A 24,382-nucleotide genomic window follows, 5' to 3' on the forward strand; every position below is an offset into this window, starting at 1 on the left:
AGCCTGCTATATGCAGGCTTTTTTATTACTAAACCATCACTCTAAAATGACCAGACTAATAATAAAACTAAGTTACTTTTTCAGGGGCTAGCTTTGATGTCAAAAAATAGATAATGGCACTTTGTACAAGTAGAGAAAAACTCATTGAAACGGTATACCAGTCATTATAAAAAGTAACAATGTCATTACCCAATATCCCAGTCTTTTCAATAAAGTAGAGTGGCCAGGTGCAATATAAATTTGATAAACCAGCATCTAAAAAAACTAACATAAATAAAGTCATCACTGAAAAAACAAATGAAATAGTAAATAACTTCATTAGCAATACCTCTTAGTTATCCAAATCACGCCTCGTTAAGAGACAAAGCAGTCATTTAAATTAGCAACACAAGCTTAAAAGACAAGTCTTTTTCATTTAAAAGAATTATTTTGTAACAAAAGTCACTAATCTATCTCGGCTCTATTAAAAACTAACACTTAAATAAAAAGGAAAAATACAAACTATTTTGCTTTTTGTGTAAATACCTGCTTGACTCTGTACCTAGGTACAGAGTATAGGATAGGAGCTATCGATGAATGAGAACAAACCGATTACCATTGGCGTACTGGCTAAAGCAGCAAATGTTGGCGTAGAAACAATTCGCTATTACCAACGCAAAGCCATTATTAAGCAACCACCAAAAAACAATGGGTTTCGTCATTATTCTAATGAAGATATTCGAGTGATTCGCTTAGTGAAAAAGCTTCAAGGAGTTGGTTTTTCCTTAGATGAAATTAAGGATTTTCTCATTTTCGATCATTGTTGTAGTCAATCACGATCAGTGGTGAAGCATAAATCATTAACTAAAATTGAAGAAATTAAAACACAGATTTCTGAATTACAGACAACTATCAAAGCTTTAGAAGTATTTTCAAACTCTTGTGGTACTGACAAGAACATAGAGACTGATTGTCATTTATTAGATTGTTTTGAAAATCATTGGCAGTGCTGTAGTACTGAGCCAGCCCCTAACCTAACTGGAGAATAAACATGAGTGAAGTATGTAAATGTTGTGAAGACAAAAAAACACCAGACTGTTGTTGTAATACAGATAGTTGTAAATGCGCAGAAAACTGTGCTTGTGGCGATTGCTGTATTAATTCGGATTGTTGTTAATCCCTTTAGCACCTGAATATGTAAACTGCCTATCTATTAACAGTCGCTCTTTACTGAGATCAGGTAGGCAGTTTTTTAATAAACAACCTCAACCTCATACGAGGTATCATTTTTTAGCTTTCAGCACTGTTTAGCTTATTTCAACCTTAATTTTTAGCATTCTCTTTTTAAGCTCTTTTTGAAGGTTGGTAATGTTATATGGCGTCATGGATTTCCACTTTTGGCACTCAGTTTTTGTTCTGCCACATCCCAAACACCACCCTTTACTACCTGAAAAATCACACTGATCAATACAAGGGCTTTTTCTTTTCTTCATCTCTGCTATCTCACTTTATTGAAGTTCAAGTAACACTTGATCAATACTTTCTTCTAAAACTCGAAGACGATTAAACTCTTCAAATAAACGTTGCTCTAGGTTTTTAAAATTAAGCGGCAGTGTTCGCTGACAAATACCATAGCTACTATCGAGATTTTTATACCCATTCCAGCTTTTAATTCGCTTCTCTTCTAACGCCATAAATTGACGAATAAATTCAGCCTGGGAAGGACAATCTTCTTCAACGTGCATACAAATAGGAAAGGACTTTTGTTTAATCTGAGGCCCTTCTATAAAGGTTTCAAAGTGAATACCACCTTGGTTTTGATTAAACCAATTATGTTTGGAGAGCTGCATATAATTACCACGATTATAAATCTCCCAACCGTCATCGAACCAACTCGCTTTCTGAAGCATTTTTTCAAGGTTACGAAATACACCTTTTACATCTTTCATTAAATTTATTCTCATCCATTATTGTGTAAATTTGCACAAACATGCCTTTAAAAACAGCCCACAAATTGCCAATCTAAATTCAAGCCAATAAAAGATTATCAATTAACAAAAGAGAGATAACAAGGTGTTCATTAAATGGGATATCTGTTTTGATAAATCAAACCGAGAGCAGAGAGGAATAATAGAGCCCTTCCGCTAAGACAAAAAACAGGCTAAAGCCAGCGTCCCAAAATCAAAAGATTCTGCGCACTATATTAGGTAAGTTCACATAACAAAAGTCAAAACAAGAAGACTAAAGCTAGCACCCAAGGTCAAAAGGTGCTTTGTGCTGTATTAAGTAAGCTCACACGACAAAAATCAAAAAACAAGCAGGCTAAAGCCAGCGCCCCAAGGTCAAAAGGTGTTATGTGATCTATTAAGTGAATACCGATTCCAAAAAACTAAGCTACAACAGCGGGCTAAACAGGTACAACACACCTTCTAAAATACGTTTAAAGAAAGGTCGCTTGCGCCACTTCTCTAAAGTTAACTGATTAGAGGCTAATGTATAATGCATCTGAGCAGTAAGTAGATCGCCAGCAAATTTCGGATTATCAATTAACATAGTCATTTCAAAGTTTAACCAGAAACTACGTAAATCTAAATTCACCGTGCCCACCAGCGCTAACTTCTCATCAATAACAATACTTTTGCTATGTAATAAACCACCGTAAAACTGATGAATCTCTACGCCTGCTTTCAATAGGTCCTCAAAGAAAGCGCGTGATGCGTACTTAACCATCAAGGAGTCATTCTTAGCGGGTAAAATAATTTTTACATCAACACCACGCATGGATGCGACCTGTAATGCGGTTAACAGACTTTCGTCTGGAACAAAGTAAGGGGAGGTTAATACTAAGCTGTATTTAGCTTCGTAAATAGCCGTTAATAATACTTGATGAATACCTACTTTACCAAACTCGGGCCCCGATGGAATCAGCTGTGAATTTTCATCACCAACTAACGAGAATAAGGAACGATTTGCAGGCGGTAGATCAAGGTGTTGTGCAGTCTCTAAACTCCAATCCCAAATAAATAAGCCTTCCATATGTTGTACGATTGGTCCTTCACAACGCACCATTAAATCGATCCATTCACCAATCCCCTTTTCTACTTTAAAATAAGCGGGATCAACCAAATTCATGCTGCCAGTGTAGGCAATATGATCATCAATACAGACAAGCTTTCGGTGTAGGCGCAAATCTTGTCGTTGGAATAATAGTCGGAATGCACCTACAGGTAGGCCTTCCACGACTTCAACCCCAGCTTTACGTAATTGTGCAGGTAGGATGGATTTAAAAAAATCACTACTTCCCACTGAATCTAAGAGTAACTTACAGGTGACACCACGTTGTGCAGCGGCTTTTAACTCTTCTAATAATTGGTCAACTAACCCACCTTGATTACAAATATAAAACATTAAATAACAATGCTTTTTAGCTTCTCGAATCTCTTTGGTTAGCTCTAATAGTATATTGTCAGTAGTGGTTAATAAGGTATGTTTATTACCCTTTACCATTGGCATATTGGTGTAGGACTCAACAAAAGATTGCATTGAACGCGCATTTTCGCTGATGAGTTCTTTATCTTGTTTGTAGGTATTGGCTTGCTCTTCTATCCACTTTAAAAAAGCACCAGAGAGCAATTTTCGACGTTTACTGCGTTTCGCACCTAGGTTTAATTCTCCAAAGATTAAGTAGCCGATCATGCCAACTAATGGCACGGCAAAGATTAAAAATAACCAGGCAAGTGAAACACCAATCGGCTTGCGCTTAATGATCACACGTAAGGAGATAAGTGTTAAAAAACTAAAATACAGAGTCGCTGAAAATACAAGGTATACCTCGCTTTCTAGCCAGCTCATATTTATGCCTAGGTTTGCCATTACAGTCCTATCAGTCAAAAGAAAAAGAGAGCAACACACCCAGCCTGATCGTTGCCATACTGACTGCGGTGGTTAATTAGAGAATATGATTAATAACGCGGATGGTATCAAAAATGTCACAATAGGATAGTTATTTTTAGCTATCCTATTGTGGGCTATGGGGTTTGGCTACTTTCGCTTATGGCATCTTAAGTAAAAAGTCGCTTCTGAAGCGCTCATCGCTTCTTTGGTTGGCTGGTTTTTATCAGCAATAAACTGATGATCATTAATCAGCTGTTCTCTTGGATCATTGTCGATCGTATCACCAACCACATCAATACCTAAGGAGTTAGCTAATACAAACACTGATTTCAACATTGCCTCACCGGCTAGATAACCAGGCACGCCTTGAATAAAGTGTTTAGATATTTTGAACTTATCAATATTCAGTTTATCGATACAATACAACACTGAACGTTCAGCACCAAAACCGTCAACAGTAAAAGAGATACCCAAGCGACTCAGGTTTAGTAAATTTTCTTGCACTGTATAAAGATCATTACTAAATAGGGCTTCATCAATTTCAAACTCAAACCAATTCGCCTTAGCCCCAGTATCCAAAAATATTTTTTGAATCGATGCTATTAATGAAAGCTGCGATAATTCCGCTTTTGATATATTGAATGCAATGCGCCCAAAATTAATACCAGCATGATGCCACTTCACAGCTTGTTCAACCGCTTTAGTAAACATTTTCATGCTTAATTCAACCATCAAACCAGACTGCTCAGCAAGCATTAAGAAACGCTCCGGCAGCAAAGTTCCGTGCTCAGGATGATGCCATCTCAAGACACATTCCACTGCCACAATTTGGCGCTTATTCAAATCAAATTGTGGTTGATAATAAACATCAAATTGATTTTCATTTAATGCCACTTTTAACTCATTTTCTAATGCAAGTTGGTTAGTCGAGTTAATAGTTAATTCGTTTGTGTAAAAGTGGTAAGCACTGCTTTTATCATTCTTACTACGGTACATTGCATTTTCCGCATTCGATAAAATACTGTCCACATCTGAACCATCATCGGGACAAATACTAATCCCGATAGAGGTTGTCAAGTTTACCGCAATACCTTCCATGGTCACCGTTCCAGAAAACTGTTGGGTAATTTGTCGTGCAATTAATGCCACTACCTGCTCGTTTTCTAACTCTTCAATCACTAGTGCAAACTGGTCATCACTGATACGCGCTATAATATCTTTATCAGATGCAAGCTCTTTGAGGCGTTTAGCTATGCCTCTAAAGATAACATCACCTTTATTATGGCCATAACGTTCATTAACAGCTTTAATACCTTTAATTTCAATATGTAACACACCAATAGCCGTTTGTTTGTGATTAGCACGTGCTATCGCTTTTTCTAGGTGAGTGAACAGTGCTATACGGTTATTTAGCCCAGTCAATGAGTCATGTTTAGACAGGTATTGAATCTTCGCTTCGTAATCTTTATTTTGGGTTAAATCGGTGAATACAAAAACACGATTATTCATGTTGTCACTGCCGTGTTTGACTTCATTAACCTCTAACCAGAAATAGCCTAGGTAACCCATCTTAGTATAGAAACGGACATTACCTTGCCACTTACCCTCTTTTTTAATGCCAACTTCGATATCATCAAATAATGTACAAGAGTCAAAACCGTCTGCAAAAGAGGTAATATTAACGTCAATTAACTCTTCTTTAGAATAACCAGAAACGCTGAAGCAAGCGTCATTAGCAGTGATCACTACCCCTGTATTATCGGTAACTAAAATACCATCTCTGCTATTTTCAAACACCACGTTGGCCAATCTTAATTGTTTTTCGATAATGCTTTGTTCGGTAATATCTCGACCAATTGCAAAGAGCCCTTGAACTTCACCATGTTTATCGCGAAGTGGCACTTTTTGCATGAAGATAAAGTGCTTTTCCCCATTGTTATAGGTTAAGTACTCATTGTTTGCATAAGTCTCATTGTTACTCATGACTTGTGCATCTTGAGCCTGGCACATTCTTGCCTGATTTATTTCAAATAGTTCATCATCAGCTTTTCCAATGATCTCAGCTTCAGAGCAGCCAACAAATTTTTCAAACTGTTTATTACAACCAATAAAACGGCTATCTAGATCTTTAAAGAAAATAAGATCTTCTGATAAGTCTGCCGTTGCGCGTAGCATCAAGCGTTCTTTCTCAATAGTCGCTTTAACTGCATTCATTTCTGAAATATCAAAGAGCATACCGACGCGCATATTACAGCCCACATCGACTTCTTCACGTAATAAAAATTCACGCTTTTCGCCACAACATTCTTCTATATTGCATTCCAGCATTAAAGGTTGATTTGATTTGACATCAGCAGTGTCAGACTTAATTAATTGCGCAGCAGTACCATCAGGTAAAAGTGTAGATAGCTCTTTACCAACCAATACATCAGGTGAATAACCAAAAATATTTGAGAAATAGGAATTACACGCAATGATAAAACCATCATTACTTTTATAGTAGATAGGAATACTTATGCAGTTAAGTGTTGATTTAATTTCATCTGAAATACAATCTTTTGCTTTAGCGTCAGTAAAGCATGCGGACGTTGCATTGTCCTCTTCTTGGCTTGATAAATAGATACACTCTAATACAGGATAGAGCTGTTTTATACGTTCTTTTAATACCCCTGAGATAGGAACTTCACAAATGAAGTAATCAAAATCTTGCTCTTGCAACATTTCCTCAAGACCATTAACACAATGACAGTGGGTAAGATTTGCTGCACCAAACGCTGCATTGATGGGTAATAAGGCTTTAACTAACTGTACATTATTACCTATGTATAAAACCTTACTGACTTGACTAGACAACCGAACTGCCCTCCATGACGAAAACAATAACATTAACAAACTGCACTACTACAAATACTTTGAGTTAATACCATTAATATAATAACAGTCGTTCATTAGAACACAAAAAGGGAGCTTTACGCCCCCTTTTATTCATTAATTATTTTTAACCTAATTGTTTGCGCACATTTCTGAACATACGCATCCATGGGCTATCTTCTTTCCATTCATCTGGATGCCAAGAGTTAGCAACCGTTCTGAATACACGCTCAGGGTGAGGCATCATGATAGTGACACGACCGTCCTTAGACGTTAGACCAGTAATACCATTTGGCGAACCATTTGGATTAGATGGGTAAGATTCAGTGTTATTACCGTAGTTATCGATAAAGCGTAATGCAACAGAACCACTTGCTTCAATAGCTGCAAGGTGTGAGCTGTCTTTCACTTCCACACGACCTTCACCGTGAGATACTGCGATAGGCATTTGTGAGCCCGCCATATCATTTAAGAATAACGAGTTAGACTTTTGCACTTCTACCAAACTGAAACGTGCTTCGAAACGCTCTGAGTTATTGCGAACAAAACGCGGCCAGAGATCAGAACCTGGAATTAACTCGTTGAGGTTTGATAACATCTGACAACCGTTACACACGCCTAATGCAAATGAGTTTTCACGCTCAAAGAAAGTTTGGAACTGAGTACGAGCTTGTTCGTTGAACAGAATAGACTTAGCCCAACCTTCACCAGCACCTAATACGTCACCGTAAGAGAAACCACCACAAGCCACTAAACCAGCAAAGTTCTCTAGTTGAACATTACCCGACAGAATATCACTCATGTGTACATCAATCGCAGAGAAACCAGCGCGGTTGAAGGCTGCTGCCATCTCTTGCTGCGAGTTAACACCTTGCTCACGCAAGATAGCCATACGCGGTTTAACACCTTTAGCAATATAAGGTGCTGCAACATCTTCGTTAATATCAAACGTCAATTTAGTCGATAGACCTGGGTCTTTATCGTCTAATTTAAGGTCAAACTCTTGTTGTGCACATTCAGAGTTATCACGTAATGATTGCATTTTCAGTGTTGTTTCAGCCCAAATACCACGGAACTCCGCACGTTTAGCTGCTAATACTTCAACACCATCGCGTAGGAATTCAATTTGGTCTGTGCTATTGATTGAACCAATCACTAGGGAGCTAGAAGATAAACCGTGGCCAGCTAAAGTATTTAATACCGCTTCTTTATCTTCACGTTTAACTTGAATTACCGCACCTAACTCTTCTGAGTACAATGCAGAGAAGTCATCGCTACCAACTTGATCAAGCTTAACGGTTACACCGCAATGTCCTGCAAAGGCCATTTCTGTAATAGTTGAGAATAAACCACCGTCACTTCTATCGTGATAAGCTAATAATTTCTTATCAGCTAATAAGCTTTGCACTGAGTTAAAGAAGCCTTTTAATAATTCTGGGCTATCTAAATCAGGCGTTGTTTCACCTAACTGCTTATATACTTGCGCCAGTGATGACCCACCTAAACGGTTTTTGCCGTTACCTAAGTCGATTAGGATCAGGTCGGTTTCACCTTGGTCTGTGCGTAATTGCGGTGTCACCGTATTACGGATATCACGTACTGCACCAAATGCAGTGATAATCAATGATAATGGTGAAGTCACCTCTTTATCACTGCCATCTTCTTCCTGCCAACGTGTCTTCATTGACATTGAGTCTTTACCTACAGGAATAGTAAGCTCTAATTCAGGACATAATTCTTCACCAACCGCTTTAACTGCTTCGTATAAACCAGCATCTTCACCAGGGTGACCGGTTGCTGACATCCAGTTAGCAGATAGTTTAATACGTTTGAAATCACCAATATCAGAACAAGCGATATTAGTAATTGATTCAGCCACAGCTAAGCGAGCAGATGCACCAAAGTTAAGTAATGCCACAGGTGTACGTTCACCTAATGCCATTGACTCACCAAAATAAGTATCGTAACTTGCAGCTGTTACAGCACAATCGGCAACAGGTACCTGCCAAGGACCGACCATTTGGTCACGAGCAACTAAGCCCGTTACAGTTCGGTCACCGATAGTAATCAAAAAGGTTTTTTCTGCGATTGAAGGTAAACGTAACAAACGCTCTGCCGCTTCTTTCACACTTGCACCAGATAAGTCTAACGCTTTACCTTTAGCTGTTTGTGATTGAACATCACGATGCATTTTAGGTGCTTTACCCAATAACACTTCTAATGGCATATCGATTGGTTTGTTATCAAACTCAGGATCGTTCAGCGTTAAGTGTAACTCTTCAGTGGCTGTACCGATCACCGCATATTGTGCACGTTCACGCTTACAAATCGCTTCAAAAGTCGCTAGATTTTCAGGCTTAACCGCCATTACGTAACGTTCTTGAGACTCATTACACCAGATTTCATGTGGTGCCATGCTTTTCTCGTCATTTGGAATTGCACGTAAATCAAATACACCACCACGGCCACCATCATCCACTAACTCAGGCATAGCATTAGATAAACCACCCGCACCTACATCGTGAATAAATTGAATTGGGTTATTTTCACCCATCTGCCAACAACGATCGATTACTTCCTGACAACGACGTTCCATTTCTGGATTCTCGCGCTGTACTGAAGCAAAATCTAAGTTTTCAGAAGAAGCACCAGAGTCCATTGAAGACGCGGCCCCCCCCCCTAAACCGATATTCATTGCAGGCCCACCTAACACGATCAGTTTCGCGCCAACTGGGATATCTTTTTTCTGTACGTGTTCACGGCGGATGTTACCTAAACCACCAGCAAGCATAATTGGCTTGTGGTAACCACGGATCTCGCTACCGTTATGGCTATCTACTTTTTCTTCATAAGTACGGAAATAACCTAGGATATTAGGGCGACCAAATTCATTATTAAATGCAGCACCGCCCAAAGGTGCTTCTAACATAATATCCAAAGCAGAAACGATACGGCTTGGCTTACCAAAATCTGTTTCCCATGCTTGTTCAAAGCTAGGAATACGTAAATTAGATACAGAGAAACCCACTAAACCAGCTTTCGGTTTAGAGCCAATACCTGTTGCGCCTTCATCACGAATTTCACCACCAGAGCCAGTTGCAGCACCTGGGAATGGAGAGATAGCAGTTGGATGGTTATGTGTTTCCACCTTCATTAAGATATCGATATCTTCATGGTGGTAACCAAATTCACGGTCATCAACACTTGGGAAGAAACGCCCTGCTTGGTAACCTTCCATTACCGCTGCATTATCTTTATATGCAGACAATACGTATTCAGGATGTAATTCGTGGGTATTACGAATCATTTTAAATAATGATTTAGGCTGTTTTTGACCATCAATGGTCCAATCAGCATTAAATATTTTATGACGACAATGCTCTGAGTTTGCCTGTGCAAACATCATTAGTTCGATATCGTTAGGGTTACGATTTAACTTAATAAAGTTTTCCACTAAGTAATCGATTTCATCATCTGCAAGTGCTAGACCTAAGTTCACATTGGCAGTTTCTAATGCGCTACGGCCTTCGCCTAACACATCAACACTGGTCATTTTTCCTGGCGTACCTTGGACAAATAAGGTCGCGGCGTCTTCCAACGAAGTTAACACGACTTCCATCATGCGATCATGCAACAAGTCTGTTAACGCTTGAATTTGTTGTTCATTTAACTCTGTTTCAGTTTCAACGTAATAAGCGATACCACGCTCTAAACGTTTTACTTTGGTAAGACCACAGTTTTTAGCAATGTCCGTTGCTTTTGAAGACCAAGGCGAAATAGTGCCTGGGCGTGGTGTAACAAATAACAGAGTCCCTACTGGGTCATGCTCTGCAATTTTAGGTCCGTAAGTTAATAGCTTTTGTAGAACAGCTAACTCTTGGTCATTTAAAGAATCAGATAGATCTGCAGCATGCATAAATTCAGCATATAGGCCTGTTACAGGTAAATCTAATACTTCACAGTTTTTCAACAACTGGTTAACACGAAATGTCGATAAGGCAGGTGCCCCACGCAAAATTTCCATAGGTTATTACTCTCGTTGGATAAATAAATGAACTTGGGTTTAGCTCAATATTATAAAAGAAAAGCATTTTTTATTAAATAGAAACACTCTATAGTCTGTCATAAATAAACCTGATAATTGGTAAATAAATAGATATTTAAATCGTTTCTTGAATAATCTACCAATTCGACTCATTGGATCGGCAACATTTTTATGAATAAACCTGTTTTTCTCACTTCTACGACTATTAAATTTAAGCTATTTTTAAGCGCCATTTTTATATTTTTGTTAACCGCTTGTAATCCGGTCACCCCAATGACCGATCTTGAAGAGATGCAAGCACGGCAAACATTAATCATGGGCACCATGAATAGTGCACTGACTTATAGCTTCGATGGCGACAATTACAGTGGATTGGATTACGAATTAGGCAAGAAGTTTGCTAAATACCTCAACCTAAAATTAATTATTAAAGAATATGACGATTTCGACTCATTATTTTCAGCCTTAGAAGATAATGAAATAGACTTTGCAGGAGCTGGCTTAACCTTAACTCCTAAGCGTGCCGAGAAATATCGTAGTTCACCACCTTATTATTATCTTTCACAAACCTTGGTTTATCATAAAGGCACTTACCGCCCTCGCGACATCTCAGACATAGATGCGCCAGTTAATGTGCTTAAAGGCAGTAGTCATGAGGAAAATATTAAAGCCTCGTTAATTGACTACCCGGATCTCGTGATCAATGTTTTAGAAAATGAAGACCAAGAGTCTCTATTACAAAAAGTTGCCCAAAAAGAGATTCAATATGCGATTGTTGACAGTACCACTTTGGCACAAAAGCAGCGTTATTACCCTTCACTTGCAGAAGCTTTCACTATCTATGAAAAACAACCTGTAGCTTGGTTAATTCGTAAAGCTCAAGATGACTCTTTTTATTCAGCAATGATTGAGTTCATGGGTAACCAATATAACTCAGGTACCATTGCTAAAGTTGAAGAAAAGTATTTTGGCCACATCGGTGACTTTGATTACGTCGACACACGTATTTTCTTAAAGCGTATTGATAGCCGCTTACCTAAATACGAAGCGCTATTTAAACAATATGCCACGCCTGAAGTGCCATGGTTATTACTTGCATCAGTGAGTTATCAAGAGTCACATTGGAACCCGAAAGCCACCTCCCCAACGGGTGTTCGAGGCATGATGATGTTGACCTTAGACACCGCTAAATTTGTAGGAGTTAAAAACCGTGTTAATGCAGAACAAAGTATTCAAGGTGGTGCCAAATACCTCACACAATTAATCAAACGTTTACCTGAAAGCATCCCTGAAGATGAACGAATTTGGTTTGCATTAGCCTCTTATAATATTGGTTTAGGGCATCTATTAGACGTGCGAAGAATTACCAAAATGCGCGAGCAAAATCCAGATTCTTGGGCTGATGTCAAAGAAAACTTACCACTATTACATGAGCGAAAATGGTACACCAAAACCCGTTACGGTTATGCCCGTGGACGCGAAGCGAAGCATTATGTTGATAATATTCGAGAATACTTAGAAACATTAACTTGGCATGCTCAAGAGCAAGAAAAAGCACTTAAATTAGCGGAAGAGCAAAAAGCAGAAGAAGCAAGATTGGCAGCAATTGCAAAAGCCGAGGAAGAAAGACTAGCGGCTATTGAATTAGAAAAACAAAAAAAACTTGAAGAGGAAAAATTAGCCGAAGCACAACGTCAAGCAGCAATTGAAGCTGAAAATCAAGCAAGGATAGCAGCTGATAAACAAGCAGAAGAAGCTAAGCAAGCCGCGTTAGAAGCAGCAGAAAAAGCTGAAGCAAAGGCAGCGGCCAAATTAGCTGAAGAACAAAAAGAGCAAGCCGAAGCGGCCGTAAAACTAGCCGAAGAACAAAAAGCACAGGCCGAAGCCGCTGCTAAGCTAGCAGCTGAGCAAAAGGCACAAGCAGATGCTGCTGCTAAATTAGCAGAAGAACAAACACAAACAGAACCAGCCCCCAAAGTAGATCAAACGACAGTTACCCCTTAATGGACTTTTAGTGGGAGGCTGAGCCTCTCACTAACACCAATCAAACTAGCCTCGAAGCAACTAACCCTACCCAGTGCCCCAGAAAAGCAACAACAAAACCTATTAAATTAATAAAAACAATCGATTTAGACAATTATAAAACTTCATTTATGATGACTGATATTAACTTCCAATAATTATAAAGGCCTTGCAATGAGCAAAAAAACAATTAGCCAAATCATGAAAAACAACCCCATCACATTACAGTGCCACACATCGCTAACTGATATCGTAAAAACCTTAATTAGTAGTCAACAATCACAATTACCAGTGGTTAATAACGAGAAAAAGTTACTAGGAATGGTATCGTTAGTAGGATGTCAAAAAGCATTATTAAGCAGTGCTTACCATTGTGATAAACCAGTACAGGTTGATAACGTCATGGCGACAAACTTTAATACATTCAATGCCGATGAAGATTTATCTGAAGTCGCCATTAAAACGCAGCATTTATCGGATAATATATTCCCTGTTGTGAAAGGCGATAAGTTAATCGGCATTATGAAACGAACAGATTTACTGACACACTTACAAAACAATTTATCTTTGTGTTCGCAAAAGCAGTTGTAATCCTTTTCTAAGGGATAAATGAAGCTAAAATGGAAAATACAAATTTAAAGGATAAACCTTAGAAAATGAATAAAGGTTGATTTGTAAACAGCAGATCAACCACTTAGTAAGATCCTACCTTGATTTAACTCAACCTAAGCCACGATACAAAAATAGTTTTCTGTACAAATGCATTAAAAATAGGCAGAGTGCACACCCTTTTTATTTTAAGAGCGACATCAATGAACGTAATATTGGCAATGATAGCTGCATTTTTTTGGGGTACAACCTATGCAGTAACACAGTACACTTTAAGCGGATGGCCGCCTCTATTATTGGGAGCATTACGCGCATTGCCAGCAGGTTTACTGCTACTTGCCTTCAAACCAAATTTACCAAAAGCACATGAATGGCCTGTATTAATACGATTAGGCTCGATTAATATCGCCCTGTTCTTTGGCTTATTATTTATTATGGCGCAAACACTGCCTTCTGCTATATCAGGGGTTGGCATGGTTTCATTACCGGTATTTGCCATGTTTTACTATTGGATTGTTCATAAAAGTACACCAACGAAGGTGCAACTGATCTCAGGAGGCACTTTAATCACACTTGCGTGGTTCTTATTTGACCCATTACATCTGAAACTTAACCCCGTAGGCTTAGTGGCTATGCTTTGTGCTTTAGCCTGTATTGTGATCGGCAGTAATATCACTAAAAACTTAGGCTTAAAAATGCACTGGTGGCCGGTTTTATGTTGGCAGTTAATTATTGGCGGTAGTATTTTAACCGTGATCGCAATAATGCATGCTTTATCTTCACCAGCACAATATGTCTCGGCTTTACAAAATATTAGCTACCTGAATATTGGTGGCTTAGTCTGGCTAATCGTTCTGAATACCATGTTGGCTTATTCATTATATGTTTGGTTATTAAGCCGAATGACAGTAGTTGAGTTTACTTTTGCAGGCATTAGCAATCCGATTGCAGGGATTTTGATGGGGTTAATATTGGTTGGAGAGCAGTTTACTCATATTCAATATGTATTAATGGCTTTGATCATTATGACCTCGTTATTAGGGTCTTTATTAAGTACTTATTTTGCTAAAAAACAAGCTAATAAGCAGGTAAATAAAACCATCATTAACAATGAAATTAAACCTACAGCGACTAAGTCTATTTAACAGAAAATAAAAAACACCTTTATTTATATGCTTTGTTATATAAATAAAGGTGTTAAATATTATTCATCTTATTAGCGAATAAGCTTAATCTTTCTTTTCAATGGTTACTTGTATATTTTTACTATTACCAGCAAACCACTTTTGAACATATAAACTCCCGACAATTGGTGCTTGCCCCTCTTCTGGCACTTCTTTATAACGGACGCTGTTTTTAGTCTCTTTTTCTATTTCAAAATTAACGACTTTATTGCTCATTATTGCGCTCCTTTTTTAAGGCTTTTTTTTCTTTACGGCGGCGTTTAAAGAAATCACTGATTTTTGTCGCACATTGTTCGGCATCAACACCAGCTGTAACTTCAACTTGATGGTTCAGTTGTTCATGACGCACTAAATCAAACACGCTCCCCGCCGCACCGGTTTTATAATCACCCGCACCATAAACTAAACGTTTGATACGAGAGTGTACAATCGCACCTGCACACATAGGACAAGGCTCTAAAGTCACGTATAAAGTACAATCAATTAGACGGTAGTTTTGTAAATATTGTCCAGCTTTGGCAATAGCATTCACCTCTGCATGGGCACAAGCGTTATGTTCAACAATCGACAGGTTCCAACCTTCACCAACAATTTGGTTATCTTTAACCAGCACAGCACCGACAGGGATCTCGCCAAGCGTTTCAGCTTTATCCGCTAAAGATAAAGCATATTGCATCCAGTCATGGTCGGTAAAATGTTCAGTATTCATGGTACTAAAGAATCAAAGAGTAATAGAGGTCAGTTAATTCTGCACCGTAGACTAAATAAACCCAACCTGCTATCGCTAAATATGGGCCAAAAGGCATTGGTTTGCTTTGTTTATCCTTAGATAAAGCGATCATAATAATGCCCAAAATGGCACCAGCAAATGAAGAGAGAATAATAATTAAAGGCAGCGCTTGCCAACCAAACCATGCACCTAACGCAGCTAATAATTTAAAGTCACCGTATCCCATGCCCTCCTTGCCCGTCAGGAGCTTAAACGCCCAGTAAACTGACCAAAGGGTCAAGTAACCGAAAACAGCGCCTAAAACCGCATCCTGAAGCCCTATGAAGGTATCAGACATATTCACCAGTAAACCTAACCAAACCAATGGTAAAGTTAACTGATCCGGCAGTAACATAGTATCTACATCAATAAAGGTTAAACTAATCAAGGTCCAAGTGAACAATAGTGCAAATAAAACAGGCCAACCAAACGGAATGACATAAGCAACAGCTAATGACATTAAACCAGTCAATAACTCTATGCTTGGGTAACGAGCAGGGATATTGCAATCACAATGCTTGCAACGACCTTTTTGTAGCAACCAGCTGACTAATGGAATATTTTCAAGTGAACCAATCAAATGATTACATTTAGGGCAACGCGAACGAGGTAGTACTAAATTGAAGGTGGAATCGTCAACTTTAATATTACTGTCAGGAAATGTTTCTGCACAATCAGCTTCCCAACTACGTTGCATCATCACAGGCAAGCGATAAATCACCACATTTAAAAATGAACCAACCAATAAGCCTAAGACTAAAACAAGCCCAAAATAAAAAGAGGGAACTTGTTCCATCAATGTGATCACGTCACTCATAAATGCCTTCATTGTTAATATTTAAATTAATGCGGGTAAAAATTCAGCATCACCAGATTTATTGGTAATGCTGAATGTAGGTGGTTAATCACACTGATTAACGTCATCAAAGCTATAGACTGTTAATGAAAACATTCTATAGCCGTATTAACCAATATGAACAATATCAAATAGATTATGCTTTAACGCAAATCTCATCATCAACAAAGAAATAAGCAATCTCACGTGCAGCAGATTCAGGGCTATCTGAACCATGTACCGCATTTAAACGAGTAGACTCAGCAAAATCAGCACGGATAGTACCCGCAGCTGCTTGTGTTGGATCAGTTTTGCCAATAAGTTCACGATAAGCAGGAATGATATCTTCACCCTGTAATACTAACGCCATCGTTGGGCCAGATGTCATGAAGTCAATCAATGGCTCATAAAAATCTCTGCCTTCATGCTCAGCATAAAATCCTTCTGCTTGCTCACGCGTTAATTGCATTAGTTTTGCAGCAACAACAGTGAAGCCAGCTTGTTCGAATCGTTGTAAGATAGTGCCAATTAGTTGTTTACCAACAGCATCAGGTTTAATCATGGAAAGTGTTCTTTCTAATGGCATAATAGTTTCTTAAATTAGTTAATGGGACTCATAATATACCCTGTATAGACACTGGCTATCAATAACAACCTGACCATTCAGAACTCAATATCACATTTCCTTCATATAGATGGGTATTTATCGTGCAGTTTTTATTTAAGGCAATACAAAATGCGAGCTAATTTCAATATAAAAAAAATCATCTTAATATCCTTAATAGTGCTGATTGCAATTGTTCTCTGGTTTATTAGTAATGGTTTACTCCCTCATACGCCGGCACAAATGACCATTATTAATCAAGAACAAAGGCAATATTCAGCGACTTGCCCTGCATTGAGCGAACCTTTATTAACGACGAATAATAGCGTTTTACCAACGACCTTTTCTTTATTAAATTGGAATATTTATAAACAACAAAATACACAATGGTTAGCGCAATTAACTAAATGGGCAAAACAAGCCAACTTACTAACGTTACAAGAGGCTAAATATGAACCTGCTTTAAAACTGTTTTTACAACAGCAAAAACTTTCATCTTTACAAAATATAGCCTTTGAATATCAACAGATTAATTATGGTGTAAATACCTTAAGTAGCGCGACTGCGCTGCAAGTTTGTGGAACTCGTTATACGGAACCCTGGAGTCGAATCCCTAAAAGTGCAATTGCATCAACTTATCAAATAGCAGGAAGTACCAACCTTTTATTAGTTGTGAATATACATGGGGTGAACTTCACACTAACCTCAACACCATTAGCCGAACAATTAACTCCTTTTATCGCCTTAATCAAGGATCACAAAGGTCCAGTTATTGTAACTGGTGACTTTAATACATGGAGTGAAGCCCGAACATCGGTTGTCGATCAAGCATTAACAGAATTAGGTTTAAATGAAGTGACTTTTACCACGGATAACAGGCTAAAAATATTCAATACCCCCTTAGACCATGTTTTTTATAAAGGTTTAGCTGTCACTAATGCCCGAAGTATTCCAACCAATGCTTCCGATCACACACCGCAATTAGTCACTTTTATACCAATTGCATTAAATAAGTGATCTAAATTTTGCACAGGGAAAATGACTGAGTTCAAAGCGTAATTTAAGTCAAATAGTTGTTCTATTTACGAAAATTACAACGAAGAAATAAGTTATTTTAACAAGTAAAATAGATCCGTTAATTAGTGCGATTGGCATTAGTGCAACAATTGAGAATTGATCTACTGAGTAGGCTAATAGTATTTAGATAAATAATTTTTGAAAAATAAGGTTGTTTGATTCTTTGGGATATGAGGATACTTTAGGAAGTAAATTTGAAGCGGTACACGAGACTAAAAAAACAGGTGCCCCCAGCACTTAATCCGGGCAAGGTTGTTTGATTCTTTGGGATATTAGGATATTTTAGGAAGTAAATTGGAGCGGTACACGAGACTCGAACTCGTGACCCCTGCACTTAATCTGGGCAAGGTTGTTTGATTCTTTGGGATATGGAGATACTTTAGGAAGTAAATTTGGAGCGGTACACGAGACTAAAAAAACACGTGACCCCAGCACTTAATCAGGGCAAGGTTGTTTGATTCTTTGGGATATTAGGATATTTTAGGAAGTAAATTGGAGCGGTACACGAGACTCGAACTCGTGACCCCAACCTTGGCAAGGTTGTGCTCTACCAACTGAGCTAGTACCGCTTAATTTGAAGCTATTCGGAATAATAAATTTTAAAATTAAAATTTGGAGCGGTACACGAGACTCGAACTCGTGACCCCAACCTTGGCAAGGTTGTGCTCTACCAACTGAGCTAGTACCGCTTAATTTAAAGCTATTCGGAATAATAAATTTTAATTTTGAAATTAAAATTTGGAGCGGTACACGAGACTCGAACTCGTGACCCCAACCTTGGCAAGGTTGTGCTCTACCAACTGAGCTAGTACCGCATCACATTTTCCTGTAGCGGCTAGTAAAGCATTTGGTGATGCCTGTCCGTTACGAGGTGCGAATTATAGAGATGGCGGTAATGATTGCAAGCTTTTTTTAGCTATTTTCTACTTAACTTAGTTTGCTTGCAGAGTTTTTGAGCAACGGCCTAATAACTTGTCTAAAAAGCGACCGAATAAATCTCAACTCGGGATACGCCAAACCATATAATACCGCTATTCCCGCAGGTTTCAGCATTAAATCACCGACCAATAGCCAGCGATTGCTAGGATAATTCGCCTTGACCATGCAAAACTAACGGCATTAAATAATGAGATAAAATAAGAAATTGAATTACGTACTAATCGCACCGAGTTGAAGTTAATAAGTAAAAAAGTGCTTCTGGTAATGCTGTAATTCAGAAATTGATTCTTTAATATCTTGTAACGCTAGATGGGTACCAGACTTTTTATGTGCAGCTACCATCTCCGGAGCCCAACGACGACCTAATTCCTTAATAGTACTCACATCAATACTACGGTAATGGAAAAAAGCTTCCAAGGTTGGCATATGTTTCACCATAAAACGACGATCTTGACCGATGCTATTTCCACATAATGGTGCCGCACCTGCTGGTACCCATTCTTTAAGAAAATCAAGCGTCGCCTGTTCTGCTTGAGCACAACTAATATCACTGGCTTTTACACGTGCAGTTAACCCTGAATTACCATGATGTTCAGTACACCAATCATCCATTGCATCTAATGCAGCATCGCTTTGATGAATTACAAACTGTGGGCCTTCCGCTAAAATATTTAAATCGCTATCAGTAACAATAGTGGCAATCTCAATAATTTTATCGGTATCAGGGTTCAACCCGGTCATCTCTAAGTCAATCCACACCAAATTATCTTTATTCATTTTCCTAACACCCTTTTATATTGATGAATCGCTATTTAATATAAGAATAGAGTATAATACTCGATTAAAATCACCAGTGGTAGCAAAGGAAGTCTGTGGCTAAGAAGAAAAAACTCAGTAAAAACCAAATCCGTCGTGTTCAAAGCAATCATAACAAACGCTTAACACCTAAAAGCGACACGCAATGGGATGAAGCTGAACTCGGTCCGCAACTCGAAGGGTTAGTGGTTAGTCGATTTGGGCAACATGCAGATATTGAAGATGACCAAGGTAAAGTAGAACGTTGTACATTGCGCCGCTCAATCCGATCTTTAGTGACTGGCGATCGCGTAGTATGGCGTGCAGGCAAAGAGTCCCATCAAGGGATCAGCGGTGTGATTGAAGCCGTTCACCCTCGTAAAACCGTATTAACTCGTCCAGATTATTATGATGGCATCAAGCCGATTGCAGCGAATATCGATCACATCATTATTGTTAGCTCTATTGCTCCTGAGTTTTCTCGTAACATTATCGACCGCTACCTTGTCGCTTGTGAAGATATTGGTATTACTCCAATCATCGTATTGAATAAAGTCGATTTACTAGATGAAGAATCAGCAAAACTTATTGATAAAGAGTTACAAAGCTACCGAGATATTGGTTATCAGGTTATTTATAGCTCTAAATTAGGTGATGGTTTAGACCACCTAAAATCAGTGATGAAAGATAAGGTGAATATCTTTGTAGGGCAATCTGGTGTAGGTAAAACATCACTGCTTAATATGCTATTACCTGAAGTTGAAGCGTTAACTGGTGAAATATCAGAAGGTTCAGGATTAGGTAAACATACCACCACCACAGCTCGCCTGTATCATTTTACAGAAGGGGGTGACTTAATTGATAGCCCAGGGATTCGCGAGTTCTCGCTTTGGCACTTGGAAGCAGAACGTATTGCCAGTGGATTCATAGAATTTAGAGAGTTTTTAGGCGGTTGTCGCTTTAGAGACTGTAAACACCAAGCAGATCCTGGTTGTGCACTTGTAGCTGCCGTTGAAGATGGACATATTGATAGTGCTCGATTCAATAGTTTCCTGCGTATTTTAGAAACAATGGATGATGCAAAAAATGCGCGTCATCGCGATCCTAATGTGTACTAACGACTACATATTAGTGAGCTTTATACTTTAATTACATTAAAAACAGAGAGTTTTAATATGAACGACCAAATGAAAATCGTTTTTCAATATATTCTGCCGAAACATTTATTCACCTTTATTGCCGGTAAATTAGCAGAAGCTAAGATGGGGGCATTCACCACCTTCTTAATTAAAAAATTCATTAAGCAGTTCAATATCGATATGAGTGAAGCAAAACACTCTGAAGCAGAAGATTTTGATACCTTTAACGACTTTTTTACCCGTGAACTAAAAAGTGGTTTACGCCCTATTGTTGAAGGTGATGAAAACCTGGCTATTCCAGTCGATGGCTGTATTAGTCAACAGGGAGAGATTAAACAAGGTCGCATTTTCCAAGCTAAAGGCCATGACTTTAGCTTACGTGAATTGTTAGGGGGAAGAGATGATGTTGCAGCACCATTCGATGATGGTCTATTTTCTACTATTTATTTAGCACCTAAAGATTACCACCGCATCCATATGCCTATTACCGGTAAATTAGAGAAGCTCATTTTTATCCCTGGTGACCTATTCTCAGTAAACCCATTAACGGCACAAAATGTACCTAATTTATTTGCTCGTAATGAACGTGCTGTGGCCATTTTCTCAACGGCAATTGGACCAATGGCAATGGTATTAGTCGGTGCGACTATTGTGGGTAGCATTGAAACCGTATGGGAAGGTACTTTAAAAGCACCAAAAAACAAAGAACTACAATACTGGGATTACCAAGATCAAGAGATAGTGATCGAAAAAGGCCAAGAGATGGGCCGCTTTAAACTAGGTAGTACTATTGTTGCCCTATTCCCTAAAGATAGTATAGAGTTTGACGAGCAACTTGAACCCTCTAGTGTGACGCGTTTAGGCAAGCTATTTGCAACAGTAAAATAAACGATTTGCTCCACAGCAGTAAAAGACAAAAATAATAATAACAAGGCCTGTAATGTCAAACATCACCAGTGAACAATATTTAAAAAACATCTTATTAGCACCTATCTATGAAGCTGCTATTGAGACAAAGCTACAACCTTTAAATAAATTATCTAAGCGTTTAGATAACCATATTTTACTGAAACGAGAGGACTTACAGCCAGTTCATTCTTTTAAACTACGTGGTGCTTATAATAAATTAGCCAGCTTAACTGACGCTCAAAAGGCAAACGGTGTCATTGCTGCTTCTGCCGGTAACCATGCGCAAGGCCTTGCTTTATCAGCACAAAGGATGGGTGTAAAAGCCACTATCGTAATGCCAAAAACAACGCCAGATATTAAAGTTAACTCTGTGCGTAGTTTTGGTGCAACCGTGGTACTTATCGGAGAAAGTTTTGACGCGGCCAACGCTCATTCATTAGCGTTGGCAGAGCAACATGGTTATACCCTAATCCACCCTTTTGATGACCCAGATATTATTGCTGGTCAAGGCACTGTGGGTAAAGAACTACTTCAACAAGATGCACATATTGATAAAATATTTGTACCTGTGGGCGGCGGCGGTTTAGCAGCTGGTATTGCGGTATATATTAAGCAATTGCTACCACATATTAAAATTATTGCCGTTGAACCAGAAGATGCAGCGTGCTTGCAAGCAGCATTAGCTGCTGGTGAGCCCGTTACCCTACCTAAAGTAGGATTATTTGCTGATGGTGTTGCAGTAAAAACCATCGGTAAAGAAACCTTCCGTTTATGCCAACAATATATCGACGAAGTGATTACTGTAAACAGTGATGAAATTTGTGCTTCGGTTAAAGATATCTTTGATGATACTCGTGCCATTGCAGAACCCGCTGGTGCACTATCACTTGCAGGGTTAAAGAAGTACGCTCATCAACATCAATTAAAAGGTCAACGCTTAACGGCTATTTTAAGTGGTGCTAACGTTAACTTTCATAGCTTACGTTATGTTTCTGAACGCTGTGAATTAGGCGAGCAAAACGAAAGTATCTTAGCCGTGACTATCCCCGAAAAACAAGGTGCATTTTTAGCTTTCTGTAATCAATTAGATGGACGTGCTATCACAGAATTTAACTATCGTTATAGCGATAGCCAGTCCGCGAATATTTTTGTTGGTGTAAGAACACCGCAAGGATTTGATGAATTAACCAGCTTAACCGAAGGGTTAACCGATGCAGGTTACCCAGTGACAGATTTAAGTCATGATGAAACGGCTAAGTTACATGTTCGTTATATGGTCGGTGGAGTCCCTTCTCAGCAACTCACAGAGCGCTTGTATAGCTTTGAATTTCCTGAGCACCCTAACGCCCTATTAAAGTTTTTAAATCTACTCGGCATGCACGCAAACATCACTTTATTTCACTATCGTAATCACGGTGCCGCTTACGGGCAAGTACTCGCAGGGTTTGAGGTAGATGACACACAAACAGCTGAATTTAGTCAACATTTAGATGCACTGGGTTATAGTTATAAAGACGAAACCCTTAACCCTGCATATCGATACTTTTTATCACATGCTAACAATAACTAAGATAGTCACATGCGTACTTATTTATCGTCATCAGAATTAGCTAGAATTTTACAAAAGCTGACTCGCAGATTAACTTGGCCAGCGATGTTGGCCTTATTATTAATGCAAGCAGCCATTACCTATTTTTTATTTGTGCTTGCACAAGAATCAGAGTTAATCTCAGATCCTGTCAGGTTCTTTTATTATAATATGGTTGTAGTATCAACAGTCGGCTTTGGCGATTTCAGTCCAACAACGGATTTAGGTAAAGCAATAGTCGCACTCTGGCAAATCCCATCGGGTTTGATTGTATTTGCTTCATTTATCGGTAAAACAACACAACTATTCATTGATATAGCGAGAAAAAATATGAACGGTAGTAATGACTACTCACACTTAACTGACCATATTCTACTGTTATGTTGGGATGAGCATTCAACAAACCAAATTGTGCAGCTAATTTTAGGTGATAAGAAGCGCCAACAACGCCGCATTTTGTTGTGTGTTACACAAGATATGAAAAACCCTCTACCTGATGTTGAAGAGGTCTCTTTTGCGAAATTAGGTGCTTTCTCTGATACCAAAGAATTAGATCGTATCGCATTACGAAAAGCACAACGAATTATTATAGATGGTAAGTCTGATGACGAAACCTTATCTATCGCCCTAAGTATTGCCACTTTTGCCGATAAAAATGCCAATATTACTGCACATTTTTTTGATGAAACGAAAGCTCAACTATTAAAAATTCACTGCCCTAATATTGAATGTAGCATTGATAACAGTGCACAAATGATGGTCAGAAGCATGCAAGATCCAGGCTCAAGTAAGGTTACTGAAAAGCTTTTATCAACGCTAGATGGCGCAACGTTATACAGTTTTTTAGTACCGAGCCTTGAAAAAAGCATTACTTTTGGCGAGCTATTTGACACCTTTAAACACCATTATGACATGATTTTAATTGGTTTCAGTAAACATAAAAATGGTCAAGAGATGAACTTAAACCCAAATAGTAACAGCTTGGTGAATAGCGGTTTTTACCTGCATTATATTGCCAATGAACGCCTTGATGAAAATGATATAAATTGGAAAGAGATCAAATAAATAACAAGTAAGCCGAATAAAGTGGGAAGTTCTTCTAATTTCTATTATTCTAAGTATT

20 protein-coding genes and 3 tRNA genes are annotated in these 24,382 nt (G+C 38.5%); 9 read left to right on the forward strand and 14 right to left on the reverse strand.

What is annotated here, in order from left to right; genetic code table 11:
- Positions 1–67 precede the first annotated feature (67 nt).
- Positions 68–319 (reverse strand): hypothetical protein, encoded by a 252-nt coding sequence (locus tag AC0L3W_RS10170; RefSeq protein WP_290041189.1) that lies wholly within the window; start codon positions 317–319, stop codon positions 68–70.
- Positions 320–572: 253 nt separating this feature from the next.
- On the opposite strand from AC0L3W_RS10170, the gene AC0L3W_RS10175 reads away from it, so the two are divergent.
- The gene (locus tag AC0L3W_RS10175; protein ID WP_290041191.1) at positions 573–1,028 is read left to right on the forward strand and encodes a MerR family transcriptional regulator; all 456 of its coding nucleotides are present in this window, start codon (positions 573–575) and stop codon (positions 1,026–1,028) included.
- A gap of 258 nt (positions 1,029–1,286) precedes the next feature.
- Here the strand turns inward: AC0L3W_RS10175 and AC0L3W_RS10180 are convergent, their stop codons facing one another.
- The 5 genes from AC0L3W_RS10180 to purL all read right to left on the reverse strand — a co-directional run bounded on the left by AC0L3W_RS10180 (position 1,287) and on the right by purL (position 10,768).
- On the reverse strand, positions 1,287–1,472 hold the full coding sequence (locus AC0L3W_RS10180) for a DUF1289 domain-containing protein (protein ID WP_409438970.1): 186 nt from the start codon (positions 1,470–1,472) through the stop codon (positions 1,287–1,289).
- A gap of 15 nt (positions 1,473–1,487) precedes the next feature.
- Positions 1,488–1,928 carry a hypothetical protein gene (locus AC0L3W_RS10185; protein WP_290041195.1) on the reverse strand — a complete coding sequence of 147 codons (441 nt, stop codon included), beginning with the start codon at positions 1,926–1,928 and terminating at the stop codon, positions 1,488–1,490.
- A gap of 445 nt (positions 1,929–2,373) precedes the next feature.
- A complete protein-coding gene (cls, locus tag AC0L3W_RS10190; RefSeq protein ID WP_409438969.1) occupies positions 2,374–3,831 on the reverse strand; it encodes a cardiolipin synthase in 1,458 nt (485 codons plus the stop codon).
- A gap of 189 nt (positions 3,832–4,020) precedes the next feature.
- Complete coding sequence (locus AC0L3W_RS10195) at positions 4,021–6,726, reverse strand: sensor domain-containing protein (protein ID WP_409438968.1); 2,706 nt, start codon at positions 6,724–6,726, stop codon at positions 4,021–4,023.
- Positions 6,727–6,871: 145 nt separating this feature from the next.
- Complete coding sequence (gene purL, locus AC0L3W_RS10200; protein ID WP_409438967.1) at positions 6,872–10,768, reverse strand: phosphoribosylformylglycinamidine synthase; 3,897 nt, start codon at positions 10,766–10,768, stop codon at positions 6,872–6,874.
- A gap of 192 nt (positions 10,769–10,960) precedes the next feature.
- Here purL and mltF point away from each other — a divergent pair, with 192 nt between their 5' ends.
- The 3 genes from mltF (at position 10,961) to AC0L3W_RS10215 (ending at position 14,565) form a co-directional block, all read left to right on the forward strand.
- Positions 10,961–12,793: a membrane-bound lytic murein transglycosylase MltF gene (mltF, locus tag AC0L3W_RS10205; RefSeq protein ID WP_409438966.1), complete on the forward strand. Its 1,833-nt coding sequence runs from the start codon at positions 10,961–10,963 to the stop codon at positions 12,791–12,793.
- 192 nt (positions 12,794–12,985) lie between these two features.
- A complete protein-coding gene (locus AC0L3W_RS10210; protein WP_409438965.1) occupies positions 12,986–13,402 on the forward strand; it encodes a CBS domain-containing protein in 417 nt (138 codons plus the stop codon).
- Positions 13,403–13,623: 221 nt separating this feature from the next.
- Positions 13,624–14,565 (forward strand): DMT family transporter, encoded by a 942-nt coding sequence (locus AC0L3W_RS10215; RefSeq protein ID WP_290041207.1) that lies wholly within the window; start codon positions 13,624–13,626, stop codon positions 14,563–14,565.
- 84 nt (positions 14,566–14,649) lie between these two features.
- Here AC0L3W_RS10215 and AC0L3W_RS10220 read toward each other — a convergent pair whose 3' ends face one another.
- The 4 genes from AC0L3W_RS10220 to ndk all read right to left on the reverse strand — a co-directional run bounded on the left by AC0L3W_RS10220 (position 14,650) and on the right by ndk (position 16,794).
- Positions 14,650–14,820: a hypothetical protein gene (locus AC0L3W_RS10220; RefSeq protein ID WP_169727660.1), complete on the reverse strand. Its 171-nt coding sequence runs from the start codon at positions 14,818–14,820 to the stop codon at positions 14,650–14,652.
- Complete coding sequence (gene tadA / locus AC0L3W_RS10225; protein ID WP_290041211.1) at positions 14,810–15,313, reverse strand: tRNA adenosine(34) deaminase TadA; 504 nt, start codon at positions 15,311–15,313, stop codon at positions 14,810–14,812. Before tadA ends, AC0L3W_RS10220 begins: the two co-directional genes overlap by 11 nt.
- 4 nt (positions 15,314–15,317) lie before the next feature.
- Positions 15,318–16,190, reverse strand: coding sequence for a prepilin peptidase (locus tag AC0L3W_RS10230; protein ID WP_409438964.1), 873 nt, complete (start codon positions 16,188–16,190; stop codon positions 15,318–15,320).
- Between the two features lie 175 nt (positions 16,191–16,365).
- Positions 16,366–16,794 carry a nucleoside-diphosphate kinase gene (gene ndk / locus AC0L3W_RS10235; protein WP_290041215.1) on the reverse strand — a complete coding sequence of 143 codons (429 nt, stop codon included), beginning with the start codon at positions 16,792–16,794 and terminating at the stop codon, positions 16,366–16,368.
- Positions 16,795–16,944: 150 nt separating this feature from the next.
- Between ndk and AC0L3W_RS10240 the strand changes: the two genes are divergently transcribed.
- Entirely contained in the window at positions 16,945–17,829 is an 885-nt protein-coding gene (locus AC0L3W_RS10240) for an endonuclease/exonuclease/phosphatase family protein (RefSeq protein ID WP_290041218.1), read from the forward strand.
- A gap of 553 nt (positions 17,830–18,382) precedes the next feature.
- On the opposite strand, the gene AC0L3W_RS10245 is transcribed toward AC0L3W_RS10240, so the two are convergent.
- The 4 genes from AC0L3W_RS10245 to orn form a co-directional block, all read right to left on the reverse strand.
- Positions 18,383–18,458: transfer RNA gene (locus AC0L3W_RS10245), tRNA-Gly, on the reverse strand.
- A 44-nt stretch (positions 18,459–18,502) separates the two neighbouring features.
- Positions 18,503–18,578 (reverse strand) — tRNA-Gly (locus tag AC0L3W_RS10250).
- 50 nt (positions 18,579–18,628) lie between these two features.
- Positions 18,629–18,704, reverse strand: a tRNA-Gly gene (locus AC0L3W_RS10255).
- 361 nt (positions 18,705–19,065) lie between these two features.
- Positions 19,066–19,605 (reverse strand): oligoribonuclease, encoded by a 540-nt coding sequence (gene orn, locus AC0L3W_RS10260; protein ID WP_290040542.1) that lies wholly within the window; start codon positions 19,603–19,605, stop codon positions 19,066–19,068.
- Between the two features lie 95 nt (positions 19,606–19,700).
- Between orn and rsgA the strand changes: the two genes are divergently transcribed.
- Genes rsgA through AC0L3W_RS10280 form a run of 4 tightly spaced genes read left to right on the forward strand, consistent with a single transcriptional unit; the run spans position 19,701 to position 24,324 of the window.
- Positions 19,701–20,741, forward strand: coding sequence for a small ribosomal subunit biogenesis GTPase RsgA (gene rsgA / locus AC0L3W_RS10265; RefSeq protein ID WP_290040543.1), 1,041 nt, complete (start codon positions 19,701–19,703; stop codon positions 20,739–20,741).
- A 57-nt stretch (positions 20,742–20,798) separates the two neighbouring features.
- A complete protein-coding gene (gene asd, locus AC0L3W_RS10270) occupies positions 20,799–21,650 on the forward strand; it encodes an archaetidylserine decarboxylase (RefSeq protein WP_290040545.1) in 852 nt (283 codons plus the stop codon).
- Positions 21,651–21,702: 52 nt separating this feature from the next.
- A complete protein-coding gene (ilvA, locus tag AC0L3W_RS10275) occupies positions 21,703–23,241 on the forward strand; it encodes a threonine ammonia-lyase, biosynthetic (protein ID WP_409438963.1) in 1,539 nt (512 codons plus the stop codon).
- 9 nt (positions 23,242–23,250) lie between these two features.
- Positions 23,251–24,324 (forward strand): potassium channel family protein, encoded by a 1,074-nt coding sequence (locus tag AC0L3W_RS10280; protein WP_409438962.1) that lies wholly within the window; start codon positions 23,251–23,253, stop codon positions 24,322–24,324.
- Positions 24,325–24,382 lie beyond the last annotated feature (58 nt).

The sequence above is a fragment of the Psychromonas sp. KJ10-5 genome, from assembly GCF_055808325.1.